This is a genomic window from Streptomyces gossypii (assembly GCF_025165795.1).
Classification (GTDB): Bacteria; Actinomycetota; Actinomycetes; order Streptomycetales; family Streptomycetaceae; genus Streptomyces; species Streptomyces gossypii.
Genome location: NZ_JAJAGO010000005.1, coordinates 244,049 through 269,553 on the forward strand (window position 1 = coordinate 244,049; position 25,505 = coordinate 269,553).

Annotated in this window: 18 protein-coding genes; 10 read left to right on the forward strand and 8 right to left on the reverse strand. The window is 68.6% G+C overall.

Annotated elements, in window-relative coordinates; genetic code table 11:
• Positions 1 to 78: 78 nt before the first annotated feature.
• Both LHJ74_RS12630 and LHJ74_RS12635 read left to right on the forward strand, forming a co-directional pair.
• Positions 79 to 894 carry a helix-turn-helix domain-containing protein gene (locus tag LHJ74_RS12630; RefSeq protein WP_260218057.1) on the forward strand — a complete coding sequence of 272 codons (816 nt, stop codon included), beginning with the start codon at positions 79 to 81 and terminating at the stop codon, positions 892 to 894.
• Positions 891 to 1,091, forward strand: a complete 201-nt coding sequence (locus LHJ74_RS12635; RefSeq protein WP_260218058.1) for a DUF397 domain-containing protein — start codon at positions 891 to 893, stop codon at positions 1,089 to 1,091. Before LHJ74_RS12630 ends, LHJ74_RS12635 begins: the two co-directional genes overlap by 4 nt.
• A gap of 66 nt (positions 1,092 to 1,157) precedes the next feature.
• Here the strand turns inward: LHJ74_RS12635 and LHJ74_RS12640 are convergent, their stop codons facing one another.
• From LHJ74_RS12640 to LHJ74_RS12650, 3 genes are all read right to left on the reverse strand, one after another.
• Positions 1,158 to 6,272 carry a class I SAM-dependent DNA methyltransferase gene (locus LHJ74_RS12640; protein WP_260218059.1) on the reverse strand — a complete coding sequence of 1,705 codons (5,115 nt, stop codon included), beginning with the start codon at positions 6,270 to 6,272 and terminating at the stop codon, positions 1,158 to 1,160.
• A 25-nt stretch (positions 6,273 to 6,297) separates the two neighbouring features.
• Entirely contained in the window at positions 6,298 to 9,279 is a 2,982-nt protein-coding gene (locus tag LHJ74_RS12645) for a DEAD/DEAH box helicase (RefSeq protein WP_260218060.1), read from the reverse strand.
• Between the two features lie 145 nt (positions 9,280 to 9,424).
• Positions 9,425 to 10,615 carry a serine/threonine-protein kinase gene (locus tag LHJ74_RS12650; protein ID WP_260218061.1) on the reverse strand — a complete coding sequence of 397 codons (1,191 nt, stop codon included), beginning with the start codon at positions 10,613 to 10,615 and terminating at the stop codon, positions 9,425 to 9,427.
• 188 nt (positions 10,616 to 10,803) lie between these two features.
• Here LHJ74_RS12650 and LHJ74_RS12655 point away from each other — a divergent pair, with 188 nt between their 5' ends.
• Positions 10,804 to 13,386: a GmrSD restriction endonuclease domain-containing protein gene (locus LHJ74_RS12655; RefSeq protein WP_260218062.1), complete on the forward strand. Its 2,583-nt coding sequence runs from the start codon at positions 10,804 to 10,806 to the stop codon at positions 13,384 to 13,386.
• Between the two features lie 106 nt (positions 13,387 to 13,492).
• On the opposite strand, the gene LHJ74_RS12660 is transcribed toward LHJ74_RS12655, so the two are convergent.
• The 3 genes from LHJ74_RS12660 to LHJ74_RS12670 form a co-directional block, all read right to left on the reverse strand.
• The gene (locus LHJ74_RS12660) at positions 13,493 to 14,020 is read right to left on the reverse strand and encodes a DUF488 domain-containing protein (RefSeq protein WP_260218063.1); all 528 of its coding nucleotides are present in this window, start codon (positions 14,018 to 14,020) and stop codon (positions 13,493 to 13,495) included.
• Positions 14,017 to 14,235: a hypervirulence associated TUDOR domain-containing protein gene (locus tag LHJ74_RS12665; protein ID WP_260218064.1), complete on the reverse strand. Its 219-nt coding sequence runs from the start codon at positions 14,233 to 14,235 to the stop codon at positions 14,017 to 14,019. The genes LHJ74_RS12660 and LHJ74_RS12665 overlap by 4 nt, the downstream gene beginning before the upstream one ends.
• Before the next feature lie 262 nt (positions 14,236 to 14,497).
• Complete coding sequence (locus LHJ74_RS12670; RefSeq protein ID WP_260218065.1) at positions 14,498 to 16,192, reverse strand: MFS transporter; 1,695 nt, start codon at positions 16,190 to 16,192, stop codon at positions 14,498 to 14,500.
• A gap of 578 nt (positions 16,193 to 16,770) precedes the next feature.
• Between LHJ74_RS12670 and LHJ74_RS12675 the strand changes: the two genes are divergently transcribed.
• The 6 genes from LHJ74_RS12675 to LHJ74_RS12700 all read left to right on the forward strand — a co-directional run bounded on the left by LHJ74_RS12675 (position 16,771) and on the right by LHJ74_RS12700 (position 20,162).
• The gene (locus LHJ74_RS12675) at positions 16,771 to 17,043 is read left to right on the forward strand and encodes a hypothetical protein (protein WP_260218066.1); all 273 of its coding nucleotides are present in this window, start codon (positions 16,771 to 16,773) and stop codon (positions 17,041 to 17,043) included.
• Between the two features lie 98 nt (positions 17,044 to 17,141).
• Positions 17,142 to 18,119, forward strand: coding sequence for a cyanobactin maturation protease PatG family protein (locus LHJ74_RS12680; protein ID WP_260218067.1), 978 nt, complete (start codon positions 17,142 to 17,144; stop codon positions 18,117 to 18,119).
• Positions 18,120 to 18,144: 25 nt separating this feature from the next.
• On the forward strand, positions 18,145 to 18,333 hold the full coding sequence (locus LHJ74_RS12685; protein WP_260218068.1) for a hypothetical protein: 189 nt from the start codon (positions 18,145 to 18,147) through the stop codon (positions 18,331 to 18,333).
• A gap of 55 nt (positions 18,334 to 18,388) precedes the next feature.
• A complete protein-coding gene (locus LHJ74_RS12690; RefSeq protein ID WP_260218069.1) occupies positions 18,389 to 18,568 on the forward strand; it encodes a hypothetical protein in 180 nt (59 codons plus the stop codon).
• 295 nt (positions 18,569 to 18,863) lie between these two features.
• Positions 18,864 to 19,070, forward strand: coding sequence for a hypothetical protein (locus LHJ74_RS12695; protein WP_260218070.1), 207 nt, complete (start codon positions 18,864 to 18,866; stop codon positions 19,068 to 19,070).
• A 153-nt stretch (positions 19,071 to 19,223) separates the two neighbouring features.
• Positions 19,224 to 20,162 (forward strand): S8 family serine peptidase, encoded by a 939-nt coding sequence (locus tag LHJ74_RS12700; protein WP_260218071.1) that lies wholly within the window; start codon positions 19,224 to 19,226, stop codon positions 20,160 to 20,162.
• A 311-nt stretch (positions 20,163 to 20,473) separates the two neighbouring features.
• On the opposite strand, the gene LHJ74_RS12705 is transcribed toward LHJ74_RS12700, so the two are convergent.
• Together LHJ74_RS12705 and LHJ74_RS12710 are read right to left on the reverse strand one after the other, a co-directional pair.
• Positions 20,474 to 21,736, reverse strand: coding sequence for a PQQ-binding-like beta-propeller repeat protein (locus tag LHJ74_RS12705; RefSeq protein WP_260218072.1), 1,263 nt, complete (start codon positions 21,734 to 21,736; stop codon positions 20,474 to 20,476).
• A gap of 492 nt (positions 21,737 to 22,228) precedes the next feature.
• Positions 22,229 to 24,127 (reverse strand): sugar-binding protein, encoded by a 1,899-nt coding sequence (locus tag LHJ74_RS12710; RefSeq protein WP_260218073.1) that lies wholly within the window; start codon positions 24,125 to 24,127, stop codon positions 22,229 to 22,231.
• Between the two features lie 367 nt (positions 24,128 to 24,494).
• On the opposite strand from LHJ74_RS12710, the gene LHJ74_RS12715 reads away from it, so the two are divergent.
• Positions 24,495 to 25,385, forward strand: coding sequence for a hypothetical protein (locus LHJ74_RS12715; protein ID WP_260218074.1), 891 nt, complete (start codon positions 24,495 to 24,497; stop codon positions 25,383 to 25,385).
• Positions 25,386 to 25,505: the final 120 nt, after the last annotated feature.

Below are 25,505 nucleotides of genomic sequence, written 5' to 3' on the forward strand. Positions count from 1 at the left end.
GTGGCCGGAAAGCGACGGAGGGTGGCCTGCGCGCGGTGGTGGCGGGTGCACGCTCGGAGTGGACCGGGAGGTGGGCGCGTGGCGGAGCGGGACGAGGGGACGGCGGGGTTCCTGCGGTGCTTCGGGCAGCAGTTGCGGGTGTTGCGGGAGCGGGCGGGTCTGACGCGGGCGGAGTTGGGCGCGCGGCTGGGATACAGCGAGGACCAGATCACGTCGGTGGAGCTGGGCCGACGCATCCCGAAGCCGGAGCTGATCGACGCGGCGGACGCGGTGTTGGAGGGCGGCGGCATCCTGACCGCGATGAAGGAGGAGGTCGCGCGGGCCCGGTATCCGGCCTTCTTCCGCGACGCGGCCCGCCTGGAGCGGGAGGCAGTCGAGCTGCACGTGTACGCGAACCAGGCCGTGCCGGGGTTGTTGCAGACGGAGGAGTACGCCCGAGCAGTGTTCGGGATGATGCGGCCACCCCTTGGCGAAGAGGTCGCCGAGCAGCGTGTGGCAGCACGGCTCGCGCGGCAGGAGATCTTCCAGTGCAAGCCCAGCCCGTTGATGAGCTTCGTCATCGACGAGTCCGTGTTGCGTCGACCTGTTGGCGGCAAGGGAGTCCTGCGCGGCCAGCTGGAGCATGTTCGGCTGATCGGGGAGCACCCGACGGTTGAGATCCAGGTTATGCCGCTGGAGCGAGACGAAAACGCCGGTATGGCTGGCCCCTTCACCTTGCTCGAAACGGAGAAGGCGCGCAGGATCGCTTATGTGGAGGTGCAGAACGTCAGCCGCGTGCTCACCGACCGGGCCCCGGTCCGGGCCTTGGAGGCCAAGTACGGCACACTGCGAGCCCAGGCGCTGTCACCGCGCGCCTCGTTGGACTATGTGGAGAAGGTGTTGGGGGAGCTGTGAACGCCGAGAAATGCAAGTCACAATGCGCCGAGCTGCGGTGGTACACGAGCAGCTACAGCAGTGAGGAGGGTGGCGAGTGCGTTGAGGTCGCGCTCACGCCCGCCTTCGTGCTTGTGCGTGACTCCAAGTCTGGCGTGGAGAGTCCGCGACTCCGCGTCACTGCGGAAGCGTGGGACGCGTTCCTGAAGGACCTCTGACGCCGCGAGCCTAAGCCTCGGTTGGCCGCCTGCCGAGCGGCAGCCGGGGCCTTCGCATGGAACCCGTCAGACCATCTGCCGCTCCGGTGGTACCCAGCGACCGGCGGCGATCTCCTTGTCCAGGCGTGCCTTGAAGTGCGCGTGCGCCGCGCGCATCTCGGCCTCGCGGTCAGCTTTGTAGAAGGGCGCGGTGTAGCCCTCGGGAGGCTGAGCGGTGTCGGGATTCTCCAGGTGGACGAGTAGATCGACATAGTCCTGCTTGGTCTGACCGTAGCCGTACGTGTTGTGGTTTCCGGCGATTTTGCGGCCGTTGGCGTCGAAGTAAGTCACGGATTCGTAGTCCGAGAGGACCGGATACCGGGACCTGTAAATTGCGACGAGTTGATCGGCGGTGATGCCGAGCCAGACGGAAACCAGCGAGTCCAGCTCGACAAGGGCCGCGCGGCGCTCATGCTCAGTGCGCAGCGGTGTTTCGTACTCCCAGTTGGGAGTGAGATGACTAGCAAGCGGTCTGAGGTTCGGCCACTCGCGATTGGCCCAGTCCTCGTATGCGGGCCAAGTCGGGTTATACAGCTCCTCCCAGAGCGGCGCATAGGCGTCGGTGAGAGTGTTGAGGCGGAGCGTGCGGAGAAGGAGAGCGTGAGTGAGGGGATGGCCCGCGCGTGCAGTTGGCATTTTGCGAGCCTCGGATACGTCCAGGTGCCCTCGACCGGTAATGCGCAGTAGATAGTCAAGCGGCAGCGCGGCCCAGAACCCTCCATTCAAAACCGTGGTCTGGTTATCACGGACCGTCATGCTCCGCACGGCGTGAATATGCGCTGGCCCGGGTGGGATGAGTGTAGCGAATAGACTGCGTTCGTTGGCTGGCGGTACCATCTCTCGCCAGGCAAGCCGGTAGTAGCTTGTATACGGGTGCCCGTCCCACAGGTCTTGGGCTGATTGGTAGCGGGCCTCGGTGCAGGCGCGGACATAATTTGTCCTCGGTGCGGCGTCGGCCGGGAGTGTCGTCAGGTCGAAGGGTGCCCAGTCGCGATTCGTCTTGCAAGGATTATTTGGCTGCTTGTTGAAGGGGGTTGCGCCGATAAAATGCGGTCCCTGTAGGATCAGGTCGGTGAGGGCAAGGGTATCCGTCGTGTTCCAAGTGATGAGACCCTCCTCCTTGCCTGTCTTTTCGTGGTATCCGGCGCTGATTTGAGGTCCGTAACTACCTAGTCGATTGCTTACTAGTGATAGCGTGGAGATTGCGGCCTGCTCGTTATCCGTAATGGGGTACAGCAGTGGCGCCTCTCGGTCGCTGGTTTGTGATTCACCAGCGAGTCGGTTCCACTCCTTCAAACGTTCTGCGTTTACTTGGATGAGTCGACCAGCATGTGGTCGCATATCCCATGCGCCCTCGTGCTTCACTCCCGGCGGTGCCCCACCGCCGTCATGGTTGAGCGACCCCACAATTGTAGCTGGGTCATATAGCCAGCTCATGTGAGTGAATGAGATGCTGACTGCTCGTCCGTAGATGTGTACGCCAAATTGAGCGTTCCGGTCGATATCAGGAAAAATGTCCCGCTTGTTAATGAAGTGGGCGTGGAAGCGCAAATGCCGATAGGCGTCCCCTCGTAGGCTTCCCTCAAGCGCGCCATTGAAGTGGCTGTCTGGGTGGATTAGCCCCGTCATGCCGGTTGCCTTTGAGTGCTTCCACACTCGACACATGAAGGCCCGGTACAGGTCGGGTTGCGTGCCCACGAGTAGCGGATACGTCACTGCGTCGCTTAGCACGGCCCCAATGCCGACGTTCGTTGCGAGCTCGTTGAGGAAGTAGTTGTGCGCGTGCCATTCCGACAGGGACTCTTGTTTCCGCAGTCGCCACTCTGCCACGTTCGGTTTGTCAGCGAGCATGAACCAGGGATCGAGCTCAGCAAAAATCTCGTTCTCAAGCCACCGTGGCCGGACCCAAGGCGGGTTGCCCACCTGGAGGTCGTAGCCACCGCTGGCGAAGATCTGGGCGAACTCCAGCTCCCAGTGGAAGAATCCCTGCCGTTCCGCGATGTCGTTCACCACGCCCGACCACGGGTAGCGGGACTCCAACCTATGAGCGCTGTCCATGCCCATCAGGTCGGGGAGAGCATCCTCGTACGGGGTCAACTCTGCCAGTGTGGCGAACTGGGTAATCAGTGAATCTGCGGGGACGTCGTGCGTGCCGAGGAGGGACTCGGCGAAGTCGAGCCAGTCGTCGAGATCGGCGAGGGGGATGACCGGGCGGCGTTCTTTGCGGGTGCGGTCCTTGCCAGCACGGGCGCGGCGCTTGGCGATGTCGGCCTGGGTGACCTCGACCGTCTCGACTCCGCCGAAGAGGTCCTGCTTCTCGTAGGAACGCACCACATCCGACGCGTCGAACTCCTGCGCCACGCTCGCAACCTGCGCCTCGCGCGCGTAGCGCTCGTCCGTGCCGTCCAGCAGGCCCGCGTCCTGCACCGGCCAGAACCACAGCGCGCACCAGGCGTCCATCAGCTTCTTCAGCCGCCAGTACGGACTGTCCGCCCCCTCCAGATCCGCTAAAACGTCGTCCCGCTGAACAGCTACCTCGGGCGACCGCAGCCAGCCGTCCTCCGCGCCCCACACGTCTATGCGACGCGAGATGTCGCGCTCGGAGATCTCCAGACGCTGGACGACCAACCCCCACAGGTACTCCGCCCGACGGGCCAGCCCCTGGAGGCGCTTGGTCTGCGTCGTGGTCGGCGACTTGGTGAGGGCTCGGCGCCAGGCGCCCAGCGCCTTCGCCGCCTCCGGGGCAAGCGCCTTCGCCTCCTTCTCCCCGGCGACCGCGCCCCACTCCTTTGCTGGCAACAGGAAGTGGTGCACAGCCCCCTCCGGCAGCGTCGCGCCACCGACCGCGTCCGCCAGCGTGAAGCGTTCCGGTGTCGTGCCCAGCCACGCCTTCTTCTTCAGCTTCTCCGCCGGGTAGATCTCCCGTCGTCCACCGATGAGCGAGTTGCCGCGACGCAGGTGGAGGCCGAACCACGGCGCCTCCATGCCCGGATGCATCGTGTTCAGCCACAGCGAGACCTCCGCCAACTCCACGGCCGTGGAGTTGAGGTCCACGCCGTAGGAGTTGTGCAGCGCGATATACGCCTTCGCCTTCTGGTACTCGATGGCGTACTTCTCGGTGTCGACCGCGAGGCCCAACTCGTCCTGGCGGCGGCGCAGGTACTCGGCCGCTACCTGGTTGATGGCCTCGTTGAGGAACGCACCCGAGCCGAGGGCCGGTTCGCAGATCTTCCAGTCCAGCAGCTCCCGCGCGGGCGTTACCGTGTCGTCCTGGTCGAGGCGGTGCTGAAGCGCCAGCTGGACGGTCACGCGGGTCAGGGACTCGGGCGTGTAGTACGACGCCGAGGTCTGGCGGTCGCGGCCGGAGAGGCGGTAGACGAACGCGCCGGGCGCGTAGCGCACCCGCCGCTCCTCGCCCGTGTCCTCGTCCCGCTCCCGCACGAACACCTCGTCCGGGTACTCGCCCGCCTTGGTCGCCGGGACCAGCCAGGAGCCGTCCTTCGCGTCGCCGTTCTTGGCGACCTCGTACAGCTCCTCACCCGCGACGAAGCCCGTGTACGACATCAGCCCCTCGTACACCGCCCCGAGCTGGTTGATGCCCAGCTGCGCGTACGAGATGAAGCCGCCGCGTTCGCGCTTCTTGCCCTTCGTGAGCATCAGCTTGCGCAGTACCCGGTACAGGGTGGCGTTGCGCAGGCGGGTGTCGACGAAACGCTCCTCGCCGCCGTCCACGGTCTCGTTGTCGTCGTCGGCGTCCACGCGCGGGTCGCGGACCGTGCGCTTGCCGATGAGGCGGATCGACTCGGGCTCGAACAGCTTGGAGTGCAGCGGCTCGAACCGCAGCCCCTCGCCCTCCGAGAGCCTCCCGTCAAGGCCGGTCTGCGCCTCGGCGCCGTGCGTGCGGCGGGAGCGGTAGCCGACCTGGACCTTGCGGAAGAGGAGGTCCAGGGATTCGTAGAGGTAGTAGCCGTTGCGGGACTTCTCGTCCACCAGGTCGCGTTCGGCGACCAGTTCGCCGAGCCGTCCCAGGCCGTAACCCTGCTGGTACTCGGGGTAGTCGGACGGCAGGATGCCCAGCTCCGGGCGGGTCTCCGCATACAGCAGGAACAGGATGCGGTACAGGTACCGCAGCGCCTCCCGGGTCAGCTCCCGGCCCAGCTCGGGCAGCTCCCGTACGTCGCCTGGGCGTACCCCCGCGTCCCGCATGCGTTGGAGCACCTCGTTGGCGATCAGCTCGACGCTCTCCTTGAGGCCGTCGCGCAGCTCGCCGGAGACGCCCACCGCGTGCTTGGACGACTTGTCGACCAGCTCGGCGAGCGGGTTCTCGCCGCCCTCCTCCGGGGTGCGCAGCGAGTCCGCGCCGAACAGCGCCGCCACGGTGTCGAGTTCGCCGCCCGCCTTGGTGTCGTGGCGCTCCAGGGCGGTGTCGAGGGAGACGGCGAGGTAGCGGCCCTCGCCCCAGGTCGCGCGGTCGGCCAGCACCACCACGCCGCCGACGAGCAGCAGCACATAGCGCGGTGCGTCCTCGCAGGCGAAGAGGAAGGACGCCAGTTTGGCGCCGGTGGCGACGGTGTGCTGCCCGTCCAGCCGCAGGGGCTCCAGCAGGCGGCCCGCGCCGGCCGGGTCGAGTGCGTCGTCCGGCTCCGGGGACCAGCCGCAGTCCAGGGCGATCAGGCCCTTCTCGCGGTGCGCGACCCGCACTTCGTGGGCCTGGTCGGCCCGTTCGACGGTGAGCGTGCCCGGCTTGGCGTCGAAGCCCAGCGCCCGCAGCACGTTCGCGTTCAGCGCGCGTACCGCCTCCCGCCACGGCGGCGAGTCGTAGGTGACGCTGTCGTCGTGGACGCCCGCCGTGTCGTCGTCCGCGAGCTCCCGCTCCTCGCCCAGGGCGAAGTACGAGCGGGCCCGGAAGTAGGGGCGGCGCAGCGCACGCAACCCGGCCCTCGGGGTGACGGGCAGGGCGTCGTCGGGCCGCTCCGCGTCGGCGGTGCTCTCGGAACGGCTCTCGGCGGCGCGCTCGGCGGCGTCCGCCTCGCGCTGCTTCCACTGGGCCAGCAGGCCGGACTTGAGGTCCTTGGGGAGGACCTCGGCGAGGTAATGGGCGGAGAAGTAGTCGCCGCGGTTGACCAGGGAGTCGTACGTCATCGTGTGAAGCCTCTGCGGAAGTCGGTCAGCCGGCGGGGGCGAGGACGGCCAGGACGCGGAGCATCGGGCGTCCGGTGGTGAGCAGGGAGTCGGCGAGGGAGACCAGGCTGTCCCTGGTGTGCGCGGCCCGGGTGCCACCTGAGCCGCCCGCACCGGCAGCCGGGGCACCGGCACCCGCGTCGGCACCGGCCTCCGCACCGGGCGTCGCGGAGGCGGCCGTCAGCGTCGGCTGCTGCCAGTCGCCCAGGCGCTGCTTGTACTCCTCGATGGGTCCGCGCAGCGGCGCGTCCCATGCCTCGCGGTGCTGTTCCAGGAACTCCTCGGCTGCGTCCAGCACGCGCGGCAGCGGCTCGGCGAGACGCGCGGTGTCGTACGGCTTGCTCGGGTTGGCCATGGACGGGCCGACTCCGGCCCGTTGCAGGACGGCGACCATGTCGTCGTCGACGGACACCTCGCCGTCCTCCTGCGGGGTGAGGGCCATCCACTTCACCACCGTGGGGCGGCCCTGGGCGTTGGAGTAGACGCCCTGGACCAGGAACGTGGTGCGGTCGACGTCGGCGGCGACGACCGGCGCCTCCTGGCGGTCCAGGCGCACCAGCACCTTGTCGGTCAGCCACTCCACCACCGGGTGCAGGTCGGTCAGCAGCGAGATCTCAGGCCAGCTGGACGTCCCCGAGGAGCGGGCCCGCTGGAGGCTGTGCTCGGCGAGCCGCCGGTTGAGGGTCACCAGCAGCCGTTCGCGCAAGCGCTGTTCGCGCACGTAGTCCGGCGGCAGCGCCTTGAGGCGGTGTACCAGGTCCGGTGGTGGGACGAAGGACAGCAGGCCCGACTCGTCGTCCGTGGACAGATCCAGGCTGTCGCGGGCGTCGGGGAAGACTTCGCGCAGGGCCTCGTCCAGGAACTCGCGGGTCGAGGTGAAGAGGCGCGGCACCTGCGCCCGGGGCACGGAGCCGCCCCCGCTCCCGCCGCCGGCTTCGCCTTCGGCCGACTCGCCGTCCCCGGCGGGCTCGTCGCCCACGGAGCCGAGGAAGTCGGCGAGGAAGTCGTCCATGCCGTCGTCGGCGGCGGGCCGCTCGTACGGGTCGGCGAGCGACTCCTCGACCGTGCGGCCGCGCAGCAGGTCCTTGACGAGCGACCGTTCCTCGGCCTCCGCCCGGTACAGGCCCGTGACGGCCTCGGCCGTGCCCATCGTGCGGTGGGCCTCGTCCTCCCGCAGCAGCAGGCGCTCGGCGACGAGCGTGTCGTCCTTGGCGCCGTCCACCTCGCTGGTGAGGATCAGGGCGCGGAACTCGGGGGCGCGGGCCTGCCCGTAGCGGTCGATACGGCCGTTGCGCTGCTCGATCCGGATCAGGGACCAGGGCATATCGAAGTGGATCAGCTGGTGGCACTGCCGGTGCAGGTTGACACCCTCGGAGGCCACGTCACCGGTGACCAGGATGCGCACCGGGGTGTCGGCGAGGCCGAAGTCCTCCACGCACTGCATCTGCTGCTCGTCGGAGAGGCCGCCGTGCATGACGCGTGCGGCCTCCTTCGCGGCCTTGCCCTGGAAGCCGAGCGCCGCGGGGACGACGTCGGCCAGCCATTCCAGCGTCTGCACACGCTCGGAGAAGACGACGACGCGGGTGTCGGAGCCGGGGCCGACTCCGATCTCGCGGAGCTGTTCGAGCAGGGCGCCCAGCTTGCCGGAGTCGTCGTCCGTCATGGCGTCCGCCAGGACACGCAGCCGGTGCAGGGCGGTGAGCTCGGCGGCGACCGCCTGGTCGTCGTCCGCCTCCCTGGCCTTCCGCTTCAGCGTCTTGATGCGGGTGGTGGCCGTGGTCTGCAGCGCACGGTGGGAAGAGAGGAAGGACTTGAGCAGCGTGTAGGGGAAGAGGGAGCTGTCGCTGACCGACGGGCTGCCGTCGGCGGGCAGCCACACCGACGCCAGCTCGTCGAAGATTCTCTCCTCGGCCGGGGTGGCGGCGACGCGCACGGAGCGGGACGGGCCACGGTCGGCCCACTGTCCCTTCATCTGCTCCCGCACCTCGGGGCTGATCTTGGTGCGGCGGATGAAGAGGTGCTCGATGTCCTCCGCCCGGTAGTGGGCGGGGTCGCGGATGGCGGCCGGGTCGAGCAGGGATATCAGCTCGGCGAAGGAGCGGGCGTCACCGTTGTGCGGGGTCGCGGACGCCAGGATCAGGGCGTCCGTCTGCGGGGCCAGGGTGTGGGCGAGCTGGTTGCGCAGGGAGCCGGCGTTGATGAGGTTGTGGGACTCGTCGATGACGACCGCGTCCCAGCGGATGCGCTCCAGGTGGTGCTTGTACTGATCCGGGTTCTTCAGCGTGTCGATGGAGATGATGACGCGCTTGAAGTACGTGAACGGGTTGCGGCCGGCGGGTATTTCACGCTGGATGCGCTCGATGCCGACGGAGTCCAGCCGTACCAGCGGGATCGCGAAACGCGTCCACAGCTCGTGCTGGAACTGCTCCAGGACGTGCTGTGGCGTGACGATGAGGATGCGCTCGCCCCGGCCGCGGCGGATCAACTCCGCGAGGGTGAGGCCGATTTCGAGGGTCTTACCGAGGCCGACGACGTCCGCTATCAGCATGCGGGGGCGCAAGTTGCGTCCAGATAAGGCGAGTTGAGCCGGGCGCTGCTGGTAGGGGAGCGGGTCGAGGAGGAAGGAGTCGGCGAGCGCGAGGCCGCGTTCGCCCTGCGGTAGCGCCGTCTTGCGCAGCACCGCCTCCAGGAAGAGCCGGGAGCGGCGGAAGTGGGGCGAATCGTCGCGTACCAGGCGGGTCTTGCGTGGATCGAGCAGCTCCACCTCATCCAACTCCGTGAGGAATATCGCCTCCTGGTCGCGCACGAAGTCCGAGACGCCGACGACCTCGATCCGGGCACCGTCGTGCTCCGTCCGGCTCGAATTGCGCACCAGCCACACCTCGTCGCGCACGAGTACCTGGGCACCCGGCGGGTACTGTGCGTCCTTCCCGCTGGGTGCTTCGGCGAGGGACTGTTCGGCGGTCACCCGGGGGTCTCCTGCGGTTCGTCATGCGGGGGCGGGGGCGGTGGCTCCCCGTCGTCGATCAGTCACTCTCGCCCGTGTGGCCTTACAGGGCAAGCGAGTTGAAGAAAGTGTGACGGTCGAGCAGGAGGCGCGGGGCAGTGCCCCCTCACAAAGAAGCGCTCGCGGCGTAGGCGCGGCGGAGCTGCTCAGCGGTCCTGCGGGCCTGCGCGGAGTGCAGCACCGTCCCGGACGACGACGGCTCCCGGGGCTGCTCCGGGGCGGGCTCCGGAACGGCCCCCCGGGTGGCGGGCGGCTGAGTCCTGCCTGTGCCGGGGACTTCGGCATGCGCCGCCTGCCGTGGCTCGGGCTCCGTCGGTGAGGGCTGCTGCGGCACGGTGACGGCGGTCGCCTCCGGCGGATTCGTACAGGGCACGGTCGGCGTCAGCGGCTCCGGCACGGGCGACAGGTCCTGCCAGGCAAGGGACATCGTGTGCGAGGTGAGGCGGCGACGTGCCTGCGCGATCTTCATGCCCTGGCCTTCGACCACCTCGCGGCAGCCCCGCACCACCTCGGCGAGCGACGGCCGGTCGGCCGCCGTCCGGGCCAGCATGGCGGACACCAGCGGCACCAGCTCCTCCGGTGCTCCCGACAGGTCGGGCGCCACCTTCGGGTCGGTGACGAGCCTGAACACCATGTAGGCGTTCGCCGCCTGGTAGGGGTAGCGACCGGTGGCGGCGAAAAGCAGCAGGGTGCCGAGCGCGTACACATCGACTGCCTCACTCAGCGGCTTCTCGCCCGCGGCCTGCTCCGGGGCCATGCAGACCGGCGTACCCACCACCTGGTTCGACGCGGTGAGGGAGAGGTTCGACTCGGAGAAGACCGCGAGTCCGAAATCGATGATCTTCGGTCCGTTGGGACCGAGCAGAATATTGGTCGGCTTCAAGTCCCGGTGCAGCAGCCCCTGCTGATGCACCGGGACCAGCCCTTCGGCGATCACCGCACCCAGCGCGGCCGTGAGGAGCGTCGGCAGGGGGCCGTGCCGCTTCACGTGGCTGCCGAGATCGGGGCCTTCGACATACTCCGTCGCCAGCCACGGCTGTTCGGCTTCGGCGTCCGCGCCGAGGAAGGCGGCGATCCGCGGCCCCCAGACCGTCTTGAGTACCTCGACCTCCTGCGCGAACCGCTGCCGGGAGACGCTGTCCACCACGGAAGGTCGGATCACCTTCACAGCAGCCGGCTCGCCGCCCGGCGACTCCCCGAGGAACACCTGCCCCATCCCGCCCTGGCCGATGCGCCGCTGAATCTCGAAGTCGCCCAGCCGGACGGGGTCCTCGGGGCTGAGAGGGGTGATCTGCACGTCGTCCTCGGTCCTCGGCGCTGCGACGATCAGCTCAGAATGCTGACTGAGCACAGGGTAGTGGGACGCAACCGACGCGGTCACCGGAACGCTCGATCGGGGGGAGTCGAGCTGGTTCTCCTGATCACCGCGCCCGGATGGGGGAGGATGGCGAGGCTCTTGTCGCACCTTGCCGGAGAGGGACGCACATGCACGCTCAGGAGACTTCGTTCAGTCAGCTCATCCAGGGCGAGGTGCAGTTCCAGGTGCCGTTGTACCAGCGCACCTACAGCTGGCAGCAGGAGGAGCTCAGGCAGCTCTGGGACGACGTGCTCGAACTCGTCGAGGAGCAGCCTGCGGACCGCCCGGCGGCGGGCCATTTCCTGGGGTCGGTGGTGCTTGCGCCGACGGGGGTCGCCGCAGGTGCCATGCAGCGCTGGTTGGTCGTCGACGGGCAGCAGCGACTCACCACGCTGATGCTCGCGTTCACCGCCCTGCGGGACCACTACCGGGAGAAAGGAGCGGGCAAGAAGGCCGCCCGCATCAATGACCTTCTACTGGTCAACGGCTACCGTGACGGCGACGACCACTACCGGCTGCTGCCGACCCAGGCCGACCGGGACGCCTTCACCGCCTGTATCGAGAGCACTCCGAGAGCGGGCGGCCCGGGCAACATCGGGGCCGCGTACCGCTTCTTCCTCGGGGTGCTGGCCGAGGGCGCCGAGAGCGGTGGCGAGGCATGGACCGAGACGGTGGAGACCGTGCTGGGCGGACAGCTGTCCATCGTCGCGATCACCGCGGCGGAGGGCGACAACGTCTACCGGATCTTCGAGTCGATCAACAACACTGGGGTCGGGCTCAGCCAGAGTGATCTGCTGCGCAACTACGTCTTCATGTGCCTGCCCACCCGTGGCGAAGTCGTCTATCGCAGCCTCTGGCTGCCCATGCAGGAGCTCCTCGGCCCGGACCATCTCGAACTCCTCGTCTGGCTCGACCTGGTGATCAGTGGCGACAGCCGGGCCAAGCAGAGCGAGACGTACCGGGACCAGAAGAAGCGCCTGGGGGTGCTGAACGGGAACGAAGCCTCCCTCGAACAGGAAGTCGCCGCGCTGGCGCGGCGCGCCGAACGGCTGATGCGGATCCTGGAACCCGAACGGGAGCAGGACCCGGACCTGCGCCAGATGCTGGAGCGGCTAGCTCGGTGGGGCGGTCAGACCCATTACCCGCTGGCCCTGCACCTCCTTGACCAAGTGGACGAGGGCCGAGTCACCGCCGAGGACGCGGCCCGGGCCCTCGCCTATGCGGAGAGCTATATGGTCCGGCGGCTGCTCGCCGGCCTGTCCACGACGGGCAACAACCGGGTCTTCATGGAACTCCCCAAGGAGCTGGACAAGGACGGCGCACCAGCCGAAGCCGTACGCCGTCACCTCTCACGGAATACGACCGGGGCCCGCCTCTGGCCCCGGGACGAGGCCGTTCGTGAAGCGATCCGCGCCCGTCCCTTCTACAAGGCAGGCCGTAGCAACCAGCGGTTCCAGGTGCTGCGCAGGCTTGAGGACAGCTACGGGGCCCGCGAACCGGTGGACTACGCCAAGGCGCGGCTCACGGTGGAGCACGTCCTGCCGCAGAACCCGGCCCTGGAGTGGTTCGAGCTTCTCTCAAAGGAGACCGAGGAGGCCCAGAGCCCGGGCGAACTCCACACCGCGCTCGTCCATACGCTCGGCAACCTCACCCTCTCCGCCGACAACGCGAGACTCTCCAACCACCCCTTTCGCCGCAAGCAGGAAATCCTCGACGCGAGTGCGCTGCGGATGAACCAGCGGATCGCAGCCGAGGAGCGCTGGGGCCGGGCCGAGATCCTCGCCCGCGCCGATGAGCTGGCCGATCGTGCACTGGAGCTGTGGCCCGGTCCGATCGAGGATCTGATGCCTGCCGACGTCGAGTCGCCGGTCTGGACCGAGCTGCGCGTGGCCCTGCGTGCCATGCCGACCGGGACTTGGACGACGTATGGCGAGGTCGCCGCGCTCATCGGCACCCACGCCATCGCTGTCGGCAACCATCTGGCGTCGAAGCCCGGGGTGCACGGAGTCCACCGTGTGCTGACGGCCGACGGCCGGGTCGCTGCGGGGTTCCGCTGGCCCGGCGGCCACGACAAGGGCAATCCGCGAGCACTCCTCGAAGCCGAGGGTATCGCTTTTGACGAGGCTGACCGGGCCCGCCGCTCCCAGCAGCTGACCGCCGCCGATCTGGCCACTCTCCTGGGCAAGGACTCCGAGAGCGGCGCCGTCCCGGCACACTCGCCGGAGCACGATCTGCTGCCGGCAGCAGCCCGCTTCGAGGCGCAACTGTCCGAGAACCAGACTCCGGAGACGGTGCGGGGCGTAGCCGCCGCGTTGACGGCCTGGGAGCGGCTGGGCGGGTATCGCGACTACGGCGAATCGAGTGAGACCAGCTGCTATCCGGCGCTGGTGGCGGACGCCGGCCCCCGTGCACGCGTCCTGTGGCCGGTCACGCTCTATCCCGTGAGCGGTGTGGCCGAGGTCGTCTTCCAGTATCTGAAGCGCCGCCCGCCCTTCGACGACGAGCCGCTGCGGCGCGAGTTGATGACCCGGCTGAACGACATCGACGGCATTGAGCTGGCCGAGGCGAAGCTGGATCTGCGGCCCTCCTTCCCTTTGGAGGTCTTCGCGGAACACAGTGAGGAGATCAGTACCGTACTGGAGTGGTTCCTCCATACCGTCGCGCTCGACGAGGCAAAGCGACCAGTGCACGACGGGCCCGCCGTGTTCTGACGCGCGGCTGCGCGATGACCGCGCGGAGCCTCAGGACATGGGCCGGTGACGCCGATCTCGACCAGCTGCTGCGGAGGGAAGCGGTCTTGAAGGGGAGCGGGTGCCCTCACGGGTCCGCCGGGTAGGTGAGGCGGCCGGCCTCGACGCGGGCCTCCTTGTTGAGGGTGGCCCGTTTCGTGGAGGTGGGCGACATGATGTGGTGCACGTCCGCGCCCGCGACGAGCAGCGCGTCGGTGATCAGGCGGCGGTGGCAGCGCCAGGGCACCGCTTCGCTGCACATGATCGCGGGTGTCCCGTGCCGGGCCAGCTCCAGCAGTTCGGCCAGCCCTTCCGCGAAGGCGTCGCTCGCCATGTGGTCCGCGTAGTCGCGGAACGCCTTGACCCGCCAGGCACCGTTTTCCGTCGGGACGTCCTTGGGGGTGTAGCGGCGGCCGCCCAGCTTCCGGATCCAGTGGTACTCGATGTCGGGCGGCAGCGCCTCGATGATCGCCTCCTGATTCCACTGCGGGAACTTCCGCGACGACGGGAACGAACGGACGTCGGCCAGGCAGTCGACGCCGTTGTTCCGCAGCGCGGTCACCACGTCGCCGAAATCGCGCGTCGAGTGGCCCACGGTGCAGATCCGGAGCGTCATCCCGACTCGATCTTCGTGAGGGCGCCTCCCTTGTGCATGGCGATGTGGTCGGTCTTGTCGCTCCTGACCTCGTACTGCGGATCGTCCGGGGAGCACCGACGTGTGCGGCCCTTGTAATCCACGTCCTTCGTGTGCTTCCTGATGATGAGGCCCGAGACGTATCCGGCCTCGGAGTTCCACCTGACGTGATCTCCGACGGAGAACTGCTCTGCCATGGGATGCTCCCTCCTCAGGAATTCCGGGCACCAACAGCATCGTCACCCGCACCGCCGGGGCGCGCCACAGCGGCGAGATGCCGCCCTGCGCCGTCGCATCACATCGGCCTCGCGCTCGGTCAGACCGGGTCGGCTATGCGAAATGGGGAATGTTGAGCGACGACACAGACCGCGAACAACCGATCCGAGACATCGATGTCCCGCCGGAGTGGACGAGGTGCGGCCCCGGAGACCAGGAAGTTCTTGCCCGATTTCCGTTGTGTCAGTGGCTGCCCACGTCATCGCCCTCATAAGCGGGTCGGCTATCGGCCCCGGAACGGGGGGTCGCCCCAGCCACAGAGCGGCTGTCTCCTCGATCGCAGTCCGGCTCCGGTACCAGCCCTGTGGGCTTTCCGGCAGGACGCAGGGCGATCACCAGCACAGCTGCTCCGAAGAGTGCGATGAGCATGATCCAGACCGCGCCGACGTGCATGGCGTGGATGAACGCGTCATCGGCGGCGCGCGCAAGAGCGGGCCGGTCGATCGAGGTGGCGGCATGCCGGGCCTGTTCGGCGGAAACGCGCGCCTGGTCCTGCACCGGTCCAGGTACGTCGCTCAGTGAGGATTCGATCGCGCGCCGGTACACGATCGACATGATCGTGCCGCCCACCGCGATCCCGATCACGCTGCCGGTCTGTCGCACGGTGTTGGTGACAGCCGACCCGGCACCGGCCCGTTCCAACGGCAGGGAGCTGATCAATGCTGCCGTCACCGGGCCGAGCACCATGCCGATGGAGAGCCCCTGGACCAACAACATGATCTCGACCCAGACGAGCGGGGTGTGCAGCCCGAGGAGCCCGTACCCGCCCATGGCCAGCGCCGCAATGGTCAGCGCCGGTACGGTGACAGAGCGTAGCGACCAGCGGTGAACCAGACGCGCGCCAAGGGGCGCCCCCACGATCGCGCCGAGCGCGGTCGGGAGACTGGCCAAGCCCGCCGCCATCGGCGAAAAGCCCCGCGCGCCCTGCAGGTAGAACGCGCCGTAGAAGGTGATGGCGGTCACAGCGAAGAGGAGCAGCCCGAGCGCTGCGTTGCCGCCACCGAACGCACGTTGCGCGAGCAGTCGGGGATCAAAGCTGGGCACCTTGATCCGCAGTTCGACGAGTACGAAAGCGGCCAGCAGGACCAGTCCGACGGCGATCGGCGCCCAGACATCCGTACGGCTCCAGGCGGCCACCTGCCCCGCACGGATCAGCCCGTAGGCCAAGGCCGCGAGCCCGCTGATCGACAGCAGCATCCCGGCCGGGTCCAGCGGCCGCGGGACGGGACTGCGGAAATTCGGTACCAGCACGGCGATCCCGACCAGCGCCAGCGCCACGACCGGGACGTTCACCAGAAAGACCGAGCCCCACCAGAAATGGTCGAGAAGCAGCCCGGCCAACACTGGGCCCGCTGCCATTCCGACACCTGCGGATGTCGAGGAGATGGCGATCGCGGTTGTCCGCGCGGGGCCGGTGAAGGTCCACATGAGGATGGCCAGGTTGGCGGGCACGATCAGCGCGCTGCCGATGCCCATCGCGGCTCGGGCGGCGATCAGCTGGCCTGCGTCGCCTGCGTACGCCGCCCACACCGAGGACCCGGCGAAGACCACCAACCCCGTGACGAGCACAGTCCGGTGACCGAAGCGATCACCCAGTGCGCCTGCGGTGAACATCAGGGCGGCGAAGACCAGAATGTACGAGCCCGTGGCCCATTGAAGCTCGGCCGGGCTGGCATCCAGTCCACGGACCGGGTCCGCGAGGGTTTCCAAGGCGGTACTCAGGACGGTGTTGTCCAGCCAGATCAGCAGCGAGCACAACATGAGAACGGCAAGGATCAACTGCTGCCTGAACTTCGGCAGCGTTGGGGACGTGGTCACGAATTCCCTCGGATGCGATCGGTAAAAACCTGACGCGATGGGACCGTAGGCAATCGTCACGCCTCTGTCAATTCTTGAGTGCGGGTAAACAAAATGCTGGTTCCGGCGAGTCGCGGGGGCATGTTGTCACGCTCTCTGTCAATTCTTGAGTGCCCGTGAATAAACTGCTGGTTCCTGCGAGTCGCCGGGGCATATCGTCACGCCTCTGTCAATTCTTGAGCTTGTTTTTAAGTGCACCACGAGCGCAGAAAGTGAGGTTCATAAGTCCCGTCTTGGCTCGCGGTGGCCGGTACGCATGCTCGCCGCGCTGTCTGGTCGGCGCAGCCCGCTGCGCCGGCAGTATGCGGCGAGGGATTCGAGGATCTGGCCGGCGCCGGCCGACTGCGGCAAGCCGTCCGGTTCGGTCTCGGTGTTCGGCCCCTCCGGGGGCTGTCGCCTCTGACAGCTGGAGGACGCAGTCGGAGGTGGACATGGACTCCTTCATGTCGATGACATCAAGGAGCAGGGGCGGCTGCTGCGCAGCACGCAGTCGGCCGGTTTGACTAGGTTGCGCCCGGAGCGCCCCAGGAGGAACCTGGAAGAGGACATGACGCCTCGGTGGCGACGGATAAATGGTTCAATACCGGGATGTGAGCAGGATGGTTGACGGTGCAACCGGATACCGGGGTGCGGGTGAGGAAGACCCGGCACGCGACTCCCGTAGAGCCCACCGTGACGAGAGAGCCCACCGCGGCACACCCCGCCACCGGGCCCGCATCCCCGGCTTCGCGCGTGAGGGTGCGGAGATGGGACTGGGCGACGCCCTCACCCGGGTGACCACGACGGTGGGGATCCGTCCCTGTGGCGGCTGCGCCCGCAGGGCCGCGGCGCTGAACCGGTGGATGGCGTTCGGCGGCAGACCGGACCGCTGAAGCACCGTGCGTGAAGCACCGCGCGTACACGACACGGCGGCCGACGGGGGACCCGCTCCGGCCGCGGAGCTGGACAGAGTGCGCCTGAGGAGAGATCGATGGACCCCGAGACCACTGACACCGTCACCACCTTGAGCACCCAGCCGGAAGCCGAGGTACGACCCTCGCCCTCAACTGCCGCCACGCTCGACCCCGAGGACTCGCACACCGCACCTGCCGAGCCCACCGTCTCCCAGGCCGGCTGCGACTGCGCCACGGCCGACTCCCGCGACCACGGCGGGGGCGGCGGGGGAAACGGCGGGACCGGAGGCAGCGTCTACGTCCTGGGCCGCGTCCACGCCGTCTTCCCCGACCTGTCCGTCCAGCGTGAGTTCCTCCAGGTGGCGGGCGCCGACGGTACCACCTACACCACCGACGCGGACGCGCTCCACCGCATCCTCTCCGCCCCGGAGAACCGCTACATCGCGCGGCAGATGTGCTACGTCCTCGCCGTCCAGGGTGTCGACACCTACATCCTGGAGCCCGGTGACCCCACCGTGCTGGACGACCTCGTGGAGGCCCTGCGCCCCGTCGACGACCAGCGCGACCTCGCCGTGATCGTCGGCCATCTCGGCCCGGTCGCGCCCCCGGACGCCTGTCAGGGACTTTCCGTCCGGATCGTCAGCGTCCAGCATGTCTGGGCCTTCGACAGCAGGGATCTGATCCAGGCGATCGACCGCCCCGAGGACACTCCCAGCGAGGAGTTCGAGAGGTCTGCCGAAGCTCTGCTCGACCGCTTGCTTCAGCTCGGCGACAACGCGGGCACAGGACCGACCGATCGGGCTCTGAATTATCTGACCGTAAGGGACCAGGAGATCTACCGGAAGACCAACCAGAAATACAAAGAGGGCTACACCCTCTCCGCGGTGGAAGCCGGACCCTCCCGGCTCAGTGCCGGGACGCAGACCGTCATCACGGTCATATTCTCCTACACCCACCTCCAGACCAACGTCACCGAGAAGTGGTTCGTCCGCGTCGGCCTCGCCGGGCTCTTCCCCTTCCGAGTGACCCCACTTCAGGGCTACTACAGCCGATGACGACGAGAGAAAGAGGCGAACCGACATGCGTATCCCCGGATTCGCCGTCGAACCGGCGGCATACGGAGTGAACGCCGGTGATCTGGTCCTCCCCCAGCAGTTCACCTGCGAGGAGGAACTGGCTCCGGTCTGCCGCCACCGGTGCCGGGGCACGGCCAACTTCCGTGTGTGCGTGCGAAGGTGCCTGACGGAAGCCTGCTCGAAAAAGAAGTGACCCGCTAGCCACGCGCTCGCGGTAGCCGCTGCCCAGAACAGAGAGGTGACCTCAGATGCCTATCCCCGGATTCGAGCGCACGCTTCCGATCCCGGAAACGCTCGGTGACCGGCTCTTTCCGCAGTTGGAGTCGTACTGCACCAGGGAATGCCGGGCCGACTGCGACAACAATTACGAGCACCACTCGCCCGCTTGGTTCGAGTGCTTCGACTTCTGCATGGAGACATGCCACTGACCGTATGGTCACGGGAGGATGATGCGAGAGCAAGTGCGAGACACCCTTCCGTCCGAAGGTTTCGCAAAATACATCCGCGATGTATGCGACTACTGGCCCGGTGACCCGATATGAGCCTCCCAGGATTCACCCGCCCACACACGACTGCCGTACCCGGCGACCGACTCGTCCCCCAGAAGATCACCTGCCCGGAAGAGTTCGGGCGCATATGTGAGGACGACTGCGCAGGTTCCTGGAACCCCGATTGCTTCCAGGAATGCATCGACAGGTTCTGCTCCGTCCCCGTGGAGTCGACATGACCTTGCCCGGCTTCGCACCTCACCCCCGTCCCGGCAGCCCCGGCGACCACGTCCACCTCCAGGACATCACCTGTGAGCACGTCGAGGGCCCGACCTGCCGCTGGCGCTGCGAAGGACTCGACAATTTCGACGAGTGCTACCAAAGCTGCCTGGCGGACCGCTGCCGGGACCCCGCCTGGTGGCCCCAGGACCCCGTCTGGTGATGACCCCGACGGCAGGACACACCAGGTGACGAGCTGCACTCACAACTCGACTCACACTGCGACACGTTGCGTACCACTGTGCGAGCCGACGACTGCCGGGACCTGCCCGGGTAGTCCGGCCGCCCCACCCGGCGGCCAGAGGAAAGGGCGCCCATGGAACCCCTGGATCCGGCAGATCCCATGGACTTGGTAGGCCTCACGCCTGTCATGGCGCGCACCCTCGGCGGGCCCTCGGTCGTCGTCGGCCTGATCGACGGTCGTGTGGCCTTGGAGCACTCTGCCTTCGCGGGCCACCCGGTCCGGGAACTGCGCGCGGCCGCCGGTACGGGAGGCTGCCGCCGCGGCGACGCGTGCTGCGCGCACGGCACCGCCGTCGCCGGGATCATCGCCGCGAGCGGGGGCGTCTGCCCCCGCTGCACCCTGGTATCCCGACCCCTCTTCACGGATCGTCCGGCCGACGGCGGGCCTGCCACCTGCCTCTCCGGAGTGCGGACGGGAGAGCTGGCCGAGGCGATCACGGAAACCGTCGACGCGGGGGCCCATGTCCTGAACCTCAGCATGGCCCAGCCCGCGCCCTCCGGGTTCCGCGACCAGGCACTGGAGACGGCCCTCGACCACGCCGCCGACCGGGGCGTGATCCTCGTCGTCGCCGCCGGAAACCAGGGCCGGACGGGCTCCTCCGGTTTCACCGACCACCCGTGGGTCATCCCGGTGACGGCATGCGACCGCGCCGGACGCCCCATGCCGCAGTCCAATCTGAGCGCGTCCATCGGCCGCCACGGAGTCGGCGCCCCCGGCGACCGCATCCCCGGCCCGGGACTCGGCGGCCGCCCCTTCCTGCTGAGCGGTACGAGCGCCGCAGCGCCGTTCGTCACAGGCACGGTCGCCCTCCTCCGCTCGGCCTTCCCCGAGGCCACCGCGGCAGCCGTGCGGTACGTGGTCACCCACGGCCCCGGCCGGCGGCGTTCGGTCTCCCCGCCGCTGCTGGACGCGTGGGCCGCGTACACGGCACTCCGCGGCATGTCATCGAATGCGAGCGGGTCAGGTCAGGCCGGGCCGGGGGAAGGGCCGTACGGGTCAAGTGCGTTGTGAAGCTGACCTGGGCCCGTACGGCCTGTTCCCATCCTGCGGCGATTTGCTCGACTGGCCGAGCCGTTCGATGCCGACCGCTCCACCATCTCCACTGCGATCCGCGAGGTCCGACCGTTCCGCCCGCAGGGCGACCCGCCGCAGGACGAGTACCGAGCTGGTGCCTGTCCGCACGACGGCCTGCTGATCACCCGACAGCCAAACCGCCAGGCCAGCATGTCCCGATCGCAATTGCCCTCGTGATCGTCAGACACGCGTCGTCTGCCGCGTGTGCGGGTGCGGGCAGGAAAACGGACGCGTCACGGACGTTTCCGCTAGGCGGGCAGGGCATGCAGCTTCTTGCCGTGCAGGGCGAAGACACGCTTGCCGTCGGTGGCCACCAGCCACGCGTGATGGTCGCCGGACTTGTCGTTGAACGTCCAGTGCAGGTCACCGGTCTTCGGGTCGATGGCGACGATACCGCCCTGCTTGTCGAGGTCCGTGGCGCCGTAGAGGACGCCACCCGCCTTGACGTACTGCCGGGGCACATGGACCTCCGCGTCCGCGAGGGCCTTGGACTGCCAGATCTTCTTGCCGTTCTGCGGATCGACGGCCCGCAGGGTCCGGCTGCTGTCGGCGATGTAGAGCACGCCGTCCACGATGCCCGGCTCCTTGAACGTGGTGAGGTGCTCGGACTTCATGGACCACTTCTCGGCGCCGTCGGACAGGTTGAAGGCCTGAAGTTTCTGCCCCTGCGGGACGATCACCAGGTCCTGGTGGACGACGAAGAAGCCGTAGTTCGTCTTTGTCGTCTTGTGTGTCCACACCTGCTTACCGGTGGCGGTGTCGCGCACCGTGAGGTTCTTCTTGAAGTCGGTGTAGACGAGATGGCGGCCCTTGACGGCGGCGTGAATCCCGTTCTGCTTGGTGCCGAAGTCGCGCTGTTCGCTCCAGGCCGGTTTGCCCGTGCTGCTGTCCAGCGCGGCGATCACGTTGGTCCGGGATGAGCCGTCGTCCTCGAGTATCTCGGCGATGACGTACACCTGCTTCTCGTCCACCGCGATCGGCCTCGGCTGCCGGACGCCCTTGCCCAGGTGGCTGCGCCAGGTCTCCTTGCCAGAAGCCGGGTCGTAACCGGCGACGGTGCCGTCGTACTTGCCGCTGGCCAGGTACAGGGTGCCGTTGCCGACCAGCAGCGGCGCACCGGGGACCGCACCGTCCTTCAGCGACCACCGCTCCTTGCCGGTCGCCCCGTCAAGGGCGGCGAGCGGATCACCGCTCGCGATCACCACGCCTCCCACGGCCACGAGCTCGTCGTTGTCACCGTAGGTCTCCGCCGAGGTCGTCTTCGTCCACAGCGGCTCGGGGGCCTTTCCGTCCTCGCGGGCGCCGCCCTCGGAGGGTGTGCCGTCGCTGGACGGCTTGTCACCCCCGGATCCTCCTGAGCTCCCGCCATCCGCCGCTTCCTCGCGGCAGCCGGTCGCCCCGACCGTCAGGACTGCCAGAGAGAGGCCGCCCCCTGCCAGCCGCAGTACTCGCCGCCGGGAAGACCTGCCGCCCGACGTGCTGCCACCCGATGTGCGCTCTCCCATGGTCATCGCGCCGTACCCCCGTGAGTCGTCAGAGCAGAAACATGCGCAGGCCGATGCCGTACTGGCGTACGGCCCTGCGACCAGGAACGTTAGGCGCTGGCGGGCGCTACGGGAGACGCCAGGTCCCAACCGGGACAACGCCGTGAACCAACCGGGACATCATCCCCGCACGCCGCTCCGTCCCCCGTGGGCGGCCCGTAGCCCTCCGGTACGCCACCTCCGTGGGCGACGAATCGGTCGCTGCCGGGCTCGACGGCGTTGCGGTCCTTGCAAAGCGGGGCGTCGTGGCTGACCAGGCGCGCTTGGGCACGGAGATACTCCGTCCAGCACGCGATGACACCGAACGGTTTCGCGGACATGGGGATGACGCGTTCCCGGTCACTCCTGGATGGAGCGACACGAGAAGGGCAATGACTTTCCCGCCTTGCCGCTGCGCACGGCCCCGGCCCTCTGACGAGGGCCGGGGCCGTGGGGGCTCCGGAGCCGCGGGGTCCGTCCTCAGGAGCGGGGGCCGACTGCCAGCGGGACTCCGGTGCGGTGGTACTGGGCCACGGAGGCGGGCGAGTCCTCGCTGCGGGCCGCCTCCTGCGGGATGTCCGGCTCGGCCGGGGTGGTGGGCCGGTCCGGCGGCGGGGTGTAGCCCGTCAGCCGGGCGTTTCCCCATACGTACGGGTCGGCCTGGGCGCTGCCGAACGGGGACCAGGCGAGCCGGGTCTGGCCGGTCTTGTCCTCGGTGTCGGAGTCGTAGACGAGCACGTTGACTGCGAACGCCTCCGGGTCGGCGGCGGCGGGCAGTTCGGCGAGCGGGATCTTCGTTTCGACCGTGTAGCTCCGGTACGGCTCGGTGACCGTGGCGGCGACCCGCATGCCGGGTGCGGTCTCCTTCGCCGGACCCTGGCGGTTGTCACCGTCGCGTTCCGCCGCAGGCCCGCCGCCGTGCGCCGTGAACGGGAAGATGCCGGCCTTGAAGGTGGTCGAGGTGTCATCGGCCGTGCCGCGCGGGTCGAGGGTGATCTCCACCGAGTCGGTACGCCAGTGCCGTTTGATGTCCTCCCCGCCCAGTGCGGCGCCCTTGCGGTCGTCGGTGACCTTGACCAGCACGTACAGGTCGTCACCGTGCCGTGCCAGCTTGGCCGTGGCCGACACGTCGTCGGCGCCGGCCTCCGTGCCCTGCCAGTGCACCAGCGGCAGCTCGGGGCCCGGGTACTCGCCGTCCCGCTCCACGCCGTCCAGCACCGGCGCGCCGGACACCTCGGGAATGGTGGTGGAGGGGCCGGCCGGGTAGTCGGGCTGGGCGTTGTTCGCGAGCCAGGGAAGGCCGACGCGCGCGGTCCAGCCCTTGAATTCCGCGTACAGCGGCCGGAGTCCGGACTGGGGCCGCACCTCTGCCTCCACGGCCCGTCCGTCGGCGGCCAGCACCGTGAACCAGTCGGAGCCGAGTTCGGCGGGATCAGTGGGCACCTTCGGCGGCAGGGTGGCGAACCCCTGACTGCGGTACTCGCGGGCTGCATCCCGTTCCACCTGCGCCCAACTGGCGCCGTGCTCGGAGGACTTGGTGCCCGACCAGACGCCGAAGACCGGTAGCCCGCTGTCCGGGTCGGTGCGGCGCCGCTTCGGCGCGTCGGGGCCGAGGAGCTTGCCGAAGCGGTAGTTCTGGGCCAGCAGCAGCCGGGGCTGCCAGGGCCGGTAGTGCTCACGGGTGATCTGCGAGGGGAACGCCCGGGGGTCACCGGCCAGGAAGAACGCCTCGATCGCCAGCCGTGCCGAAAGCTGGTGACCACCGTGCTGGTTGAACGGGCGCGGGTCCATGGTGACCACGGTGTACGGGGTGGTGGCGCGGATCAGCCGGACCATCCGCTCCAGGGTGTCCCGTTCATCCCAGATCGCAGCCGTCAGCGGCCCCGACAGAGTGTACCAGAAGTCCGGCTTGTCGAGGTAGTAGACGTTGGTGATCCCGGCGGGCGCGGTCGCCTTCCGTTCCTCGTCCTCCCGGATCAGCCCGAGCTCGGCGCCCTCCTCGAGCCCGACCGCGTTCCCGCCGCCCTCGCCGCGGGTGACGGTCAGGACGCCGGTGCTGACCCCGTACCGCTCCCGCCACTGCCCGAACGTGGAGAAGTTGCCGTGCTCGTCGTCGGGGTGGGCGCCGACGAACAGCACGTCGTTGTGGGCGCGGTCATGCCGCCCGCGTGCCCCGCGGCGCGGGCGCGGGGCGCTCCAGCCTTCCGCCTGGGCCAAGGGTGAGGCCGCGGCCAGTGCCGTGCCCGCCAGGCCCGCGACGAGCGCGGCCGAGACGGTACGGCGGCTCGGTGCGGAGTCCGCCATGCCGCGACGGGCCGCCTCACCTTCGGCTGGTCCCCCTCCGGGCTCCCTGCCGTCCCCCTGCGTCGAGTTCGTCACCCGCGTCCCTCCCATGTGCCGTGCCTGGTACGCCTGTGCGTGTTGAGGCTCGTGAGGAGTTTTTCTACTGCCGGGCCCTCCATTCGGCAAGGGGTTTGTCAGGACATCTTGTCTAACGAACCGTCACTGACTACCCGCGACCGGTTGCCGCGGAGCCGCGAACTGTCGCGGCACCAGCCCGGCGGCCCGTCCTCGGGTCACGGGTCACGGGTTTCACGGGTCACGACGTCGGACTCCGCGCTGCCTTCGGGCGCCTCGTCCGTCACACCGATGACATCGAACAATCGAGCTGAGGCGATGGAAGCCGGTTCCGGGTGTGGGTCCGGCCCCGCGGGGGAATCAGCTGCGAGGAGCAGGGGGGCCTGTCATGGAGTACACGCGGAACGACAAGCTGATCGCACTGGGTACCTGGGGAGTACGCGGCAAGCGTCTGCCCGTGCCCGACGACAAGGCATTCCAGCCGGTGGACACGGCTCCGCCCGGCTCGGCGCAAACAGACACCATGCACATGCACATCAAAAACAACAACGACCTTCTCAACAAGGTGCCTCCGGGGGCCGCCATGGCCAGGGTCGGCCTGCGGCTCATCAGCAACCACCGCAAGGAGAAGGCCAGGCAGGGCCCCCGGTGGAACGTGAAGCGCGCGGGTGACGCAGCCGGTGCCTTCCTGGACGACGTCGCGGTCTACTGCCTGGGCCAGTGGAACTGGGGGCTCGCAGCGGAGGCGGAGCTGTCGAGGCTGCTGCCCGGGCTCTCGGCGCACCTGCGCAGGCTCACCAATGCCAGGGACGTGATGCGTCAGCACGAGAAGTTCCGGGTGCGGAGCAGGGCCGCCGAGCTGACCGAACCCGCGCTGGCGGACGCCCAGCACATATCGCAGACCATCGGCGCTCACTACCGCGCCGTCCCGCCGCCCGCCTCGATGCCCTGGATCGTTGTGCGACTCACCGCCGCCCAGCGGGCACGGGCGCTCGCCGGTGCTGTGGCGACCTACGACGTTCACGTCGGGTCCTGGTACGCCTTCGTCTTCGCCCCGCCCCTGCCGTCCACACGCGCACCGATGCTGCGTGACCTCAGCGCCGCGCTGCGCGTCGAGCCCGCGGTCCGGGCCTGCGAGGCGAAGCGTAAGCGCTGCCACGTGCTGGCCTGTACGGGTGCGGTCGCCCGCCGCGACGCCCGGGAGGCGGTCCAGGAGCTGAAGGACGCCGTCTCGGCGTTCGAGGAAGCCGTTTACCGGGCGGTCGCGACCGGGACATGACGTGTGGAAGCAGCCCGCACAGCCCTGCGAGCAGGGTCTCCCGCCTTGCAGGCGGTCCTGAGCGGTCCTGGGCCTGGAGGCTGTCGGCGGGCGGGGCCCGGAGCTTGAGCGGCGGATGCG

Coding starts and splice junctions, on each gene's coding strand:
- LHJ74_RS12640 (WP_260218059.1), bottom strand. CDS start 6,272: ATGACGTACGACTCCCTGGTCAACCGCGGCGACTACTTCTCCGCCCAT.
- LHJ74_RS12655 (WP_260218062.1), top strand. CDS start 10,804: ATGCACGCTCAGGAGACTTCGTTCAGTCAGCTCATCCAGGGCGAGGTG.
- LHJ74_RS12660 (WP_260218063.1), bottom strand. CDS start 14,020: ATGACGCTCCGGATCTGCACCGTGGGCCACTCGACGCGCGATTTCGGC.
- LHJ74_RS12665 (WP_260218064.1), bottom strand. CDS start 14,235: ATGGCAGAGCAGTTCTCCGTCGGAGATCACGTCAGGTGGAACTCCGAG.
- LHJ74_RS12675 (WP_260218066.1), top strand. CDS start 16,771: ATGGTTGACGGTGCAACCGGATACCGGGGTGCGGGTGAGGAAGACCCG.
- LHJ74_RS12680 (WP_260218067.1), top strand. CDS start 17,142: ATGGACCCCGAGACCACTGACACCGTCACCACCTTGAGCACCCAGCCG.
- LHJ74_RS12685 (WP_260218068.1), top strand. CDS start 18,145: ATGCGTATCCCCGGATTCGCCGTCGAACCGGCGGCATACGGAGTGAAC.
- LHJ74_RS12690 (WP_260218069.1), top strand. CDS start 18,389: ATGCCTATCCCCGGATTCGAGCGCACGCTTCCGATCCCGGAAACGCTC.
- LHJ74_RS12695 (WP_260218070.1), top strand. CDS start 18,864: ATGACCTTGCCCGGCTTCGCACCTCACCCCCGTCCCGGCAGCCCCGGC.
- LHJ74_RS12700 (WP_260218071.1), top strand. CDS start 19,224: ATGGAACCCCTGGATCCGGCAGATCCCATGGACTTGGTAGGCCTCACG.
- LHJ74_RS12705 (WP_260218072.1), bottom strand. CDS start 21,736: ATGACCATGGGAGAGCGCACATCGGGTGGCAGCACGTCGGGCGGCAGG.
- LHJ74_RS12715 (WP_260218074.1), top strand. CDS start 24,495: ATGGAGTACACGCGGAACGACAAGCTGATCGCACTGGGTACCTGGGGA.